Origin of the sequence: Mesorhizobium sp. M4A.F.Ca.ET.050.02.1.1, from assembly GCF_003997725.1 — a bacterium.
Lineage (GTDB): Bacteria > Pseudomonadota > Alphaproteobacteria > Rhizobiales > Rhizobiaceae > Mesorhizobium.
This window is the reverse complement of the sequence record NZ_RZSG01000586.1, coordinates 1-3,833: the sequence shown is the minus strand read 5'-3', so window position 1 is coordinate 3,833 and position 3,833 is coordinate 1. Positions and strand designations below refer to the sequence as shown.

At 61.3% G+C, this 3,833-nt stretch carries 3 protein-coding genes and 2 pseudogenes; all 5 read left to right on the top strand.

Translation table 11 applies throughout. The features are described from left to right. A pseudogene (locus tag EOA33_RS27375) lies at positions 1–561 on the top strand (hypothetical protein); the annotation flags it as partial. Between the two features lie 706 nt (positions 562–1,267). Further along, complete coding sequence (locus EOA33_RS40865; protein WP_127407065.1) at positions 1,268–1,489, top strand: hypothetical protein; 222 nt, start codon at positions 1,268–1,270, stop codon at positions 1,487–1,489. Between the two features lie 108 nt (positions 1,490–1,597). Beyond that, entirely contained in the window at positions 1,598–1,825 is a 228-nt protein-coding gene (locus EOA33_RS40860; protein WP_127407064.1) for a transposase, read from the top strand. 511 nt (positions 1,826–2,336) lie between these two features. Next, positions 2,337–3,057 (top strand): annotated as a pseudogene (locus EOA33_RS27355) (transposase); the annotation flags it as partial. 422 nt (positions 3,058–3,479) lie between these two features. Next, on the top strand, positions 3,480–3,833 hold a 354-nt coding region (locus EOA33_RS39865), incomplete at its 3' end, for a hypothetical protein (RefSeq protein WP_210212615.1).

Genomic DNA, 3,833 nt, shown 5'->3' with positions numbered 1-3,833 from the left:
CTCGACAACTCGGAAAGGATGCTTGCCTCGCTTCACTCGAAGAACGGGGGCGGTTCGGTTACGACACTCCTAGCAGACATGGCAAGCTTCCACCTCGGTACTCAATATGATCTTGTGTACTGCGTAAACAGCACCTTCTCACTTATGGTGACTGTCGAGCAACAAATCGGCTGCTTGGAATCCATTGTGAAGGCGCTATTGCCGAATGGGCGGCTCGTGTTAGATTTGTACTATCCTTATACCGCTGATTTCTCGGACGCTGGCGTATATGGGGACCAACGAACTACCGTTGTGCATATTGATGATCGGCGCGCGATGGTGCGCTTCGCCAGACATGACCGAAATCAGCAACTATTTGTTTCTCAAGACCTTTATCTTACGCCTGCCGGAAGCCGAGCGATTCCACTTAAGATGCGTTATGTTTACCCAACCGAGCTTGACTTGCTCGCAAAGATCAGCGGACTTGAGCTTACGGAACGTTACGGAGACTGGCAGCGGCGCCCGTTTGAGAATGTATCCCGACAATACATGTCGGTGTTCCGCAAAAGTCACGAGAGCTGAAGTGACGCGACCGGACAGTACCGCTTGATCGAGTGCATGTCGCGCCACGATCGTCTCGAGTTTTACGTGATCGCCACATGCTAGATTAGAGCGGGACCCATGTACGCGAATTGTTGGGGATTGAACCAATCCGCTGGTCGCGTCAGGAGGACCCGTGAGCGAGATCAGCCCACCAATCTGGCGAAGCTGCTCACGAAATCACTGGAGACCACATCTCATAGATGCAGGCCTCACCGCCGCTGCCGTCGGGACCTGCTCAACAGCAGCCGAGTAGTCTCGGGAGGAGGCTGCGGAAGCCAATACCCTTTGTAACCAATGCGCCTAGCTTCTCCGCAGGTTCATGCTGGGGCACCCTGAGAGTCAAGCTGGCTTGTGTCTGGATTGCTTCCCGGTGTTGATCGCCAGCCCTTGAAGAAGCTGGAGCCTGATCCCATGGCACTGCTGCGGCTGCTCGAGCGCTAGCACCTCGAGGCGATTAAGATGGGCCGGACGATTGGACGAACTGCACTCGCCTATGAGGCGGGGCGCCACGGGTTTTGGCTGGCGCGGTGGCTGCAGGCTCGCGGCATTGAGGTGCACGTCATCCATTCGACAAGCGTCGCCGTGTCGCGCGAGCACCGCCGGGCGAAGTCCGACCGGGGCTGGATACGGCGATGCTGACGCGCGTTTCCTGGGTTGGCTGCGCGGCGAGCGCGGGCATTGCCGAATGGTCGCGATCCCGACGCTCGAGCAGGAAGATGCAAAGCGTCTGAGCCGCGAGCGAGAAAGCTTGGTGGGCGAGTGCACCCGGATCGTCAACCGGATGAAATCGGCGCTGGCCCAACTCGGCATCCGCGGCTTCAAACCGCAGCTGCGCAAGGCTCCGCTACAGCTCGAGGCTCTGCGCACACCGGAAGACACGCCGATCCCCCCTGAATATGCTCGATGAGATCCGCCGCGACCTGGCGCTGCTCGCTATGGACGAGAACAGATCGACGCGATTGAACGGGTCCGACTGAAACGGCTGGAACAGGCGCCGGCAGAAGGGCCGCATGCGATGGTGCGCCTTCTGGCCCGTGTCGTCGGTGTCGGCGTCGAGACAGCGGACATGCTGGTTCAGGAGGTGCTCTGCCGAAAGCTTCGCGACCGACGGGCGGTGGCGCGCTACGTCGGCCTCACGGGCGCACCGGACGAGAGCGGCAAGAGGCGACGAGAGAAGGGACTGGCCAAGGCGGGCAATGCTCGTGTGCGTCGCGGCTTGATCCAACTTGCCTGGCGATCCTGAGGTTCCAGAAAGATAGCGCCCTCGCGCAATGGTACCGGGCGCGCACCAAAGGTTCCAAGGGCGCGCGCAAGACGACCATGATCGTGGCGCTCGCCCGGAAACTGCTTATCGCGCTGTGGCGCATAGTTACGACCGGAGAAATCCCGGCCGGCGTCGCTTTGCGGCCGGCGGCCTGAGAGCGGCGCAACAGAAACAGGGTCCCGGCGGCGGTCGCGCTTGGCGATGGGTCGCCGGTAACGATCCGAGGTGGCGGTGACCCGAACAGAAACCTGGGCTTTTACTATGCCGTCTGGAGAATGGGGCCGCCCCCTCGGAGCCTCGCCGTCGAAGCGATTGGCTGCTTCATGGTACCGGATCCAACGCGGATCCAACCGATAAGGTTTCTGTGAGGTCCGCGGGCACGACGGAGCCGCTTGGCACGACGTCGGACCTCATTGCAAGCCGGATTGAACGGAGCCACGGGCAGGACTGGCGCTATGGGGATTGTAGCCTGGAGGAGCGGTGGGGATTCATGCGCACCGGCTGGTATCGGCAGGCGCATTTCAAGAGGCGGCAATGCCGACTTTGGCGCTCGCTGATGGTTGCTCGCCGCACGGTGCCAAACGAGATGCGTTCGATCGAAAACGTGGTTCGGGCGATGCTGCGCGAGGCCGGTGTCAAACTGGCCCTGCCGTCGCGCAGCGTTTTTGCCGGCCGCGTGCGTGAGCTGACGAGCGCCGACGCCCAGGTGATGGCGCGGTCGAGCCGCTTCTTGCGGTCCTCGCCGTCATGCTGGGAGAGTTTACCCGCTTGACGAGCAGGTTCTCGACATCACGCATAACGAAGACGTCTGTCGGCGGTTGATGAGCGCGCCGGGCGTCGGGCCGATCACCGCGCTTGCCTTCCGCGCCACAATCGACCGGCCGGAGCGGTTTGGCTCCTCGCGGGCGGTGGGGCCGCATCTGGCTGAAGCCGGCGCGCTACCAGTCCGGCGAGAGCGACATCTAGGGCCGTGTCAGCCGCTGCGGCGGCGAACTCGCCTGAATCGTGCTTTATGAGGCGGCGCACATACTGCTGGTGCGATCGAAAAAGTGGTCGAGCCTCAGAGCATGGGCATGAATGTCGCCAGGCGGCGCGGCATGGCACGAACCCGGGTCGCGGTCGCTCGCAACCTGGCTGTCATTCTGCATCGCATGTGGGCCGACGCGACCGAGTTCCGCTTTGGAAAGCAGCCTCCCGCACTGGCGGTGTGAACCGAAACCAATCAAGGAGCGGGGAACATTGAATTTCATTGATGAAGTCAGTGATTACGCGTGAGTTGCTGCCCACTGCAGACGCCATTTTGTGCCGGGACTGCTTGGTGCATTTGCCATTTGAGATGGCGCTGAAAGCTCTCCGACTATTTTGCGAAAGCGGATGTCGTTACCTTATTTTGACTCTTAAAGCTCTGCTGAACGATCGCCTCCCCGCTCTCAGAATGGAGGAGGAGACGGACGATGTAAGATCACTCCCTCTCAGCTGGCGCGTAGCGCCTATGTCCACGTGCGACACGTCCAGCATGGATCATGCTCGTGCACAATCCAGAGAGCCGGCGCCGACATCCTACCGCGCTTGAGATCGTGACCGGTGTGAACATCTTCGGTCGCACATATTGCGCCGGCCACCGATCTACCGGATGGCGCCGATCAATGAAGTAAAACGTGATGTCGTGCCACCCTTCGGACGAGACGTCCATCAGCACGCCGACCTCGACCTCGTTGCGTCAGGCGGGGATGCTGAACGGTGGCCTCGCCACCTTGCTCGGGTGCTTTCACCAACCTACCTCCCATGGCCGGGGCTTGGCGTGGAAAACCACCGCGCGAACGCCGTCCGGCACGCGGCCGAGGCGCTGAACGTCCATCCTGTACGAACACAGTTGACCGGGGCAGATGTCTTGCCACAGGCACCAATCAACCCACCGGCAGCTCTCAATAAACGACTGATCGCCGCCCTCAGCGAACCGTCGCATGTGGTCCGCGGGTGCGGCTGT

What these genes read in the sequence shown, in the direction of transcription:
- EOA33_RS40865 (WP_127407065.1), top strand. Translation starts at nt 1,268, where the DNA reads ATGGTCGCGATCCCGACGCTCGAGCAGGAAGATGCAAAGCGTCTGAGC.
- EOA33_RS40860 (WP_127407064.1), top strand. Translation starts at nt 1,598, where the DNA reads ATGGTGCGCCTTCTGGCCCGTGTCGTCGGTGTCGGCGTCGAGACAGCG.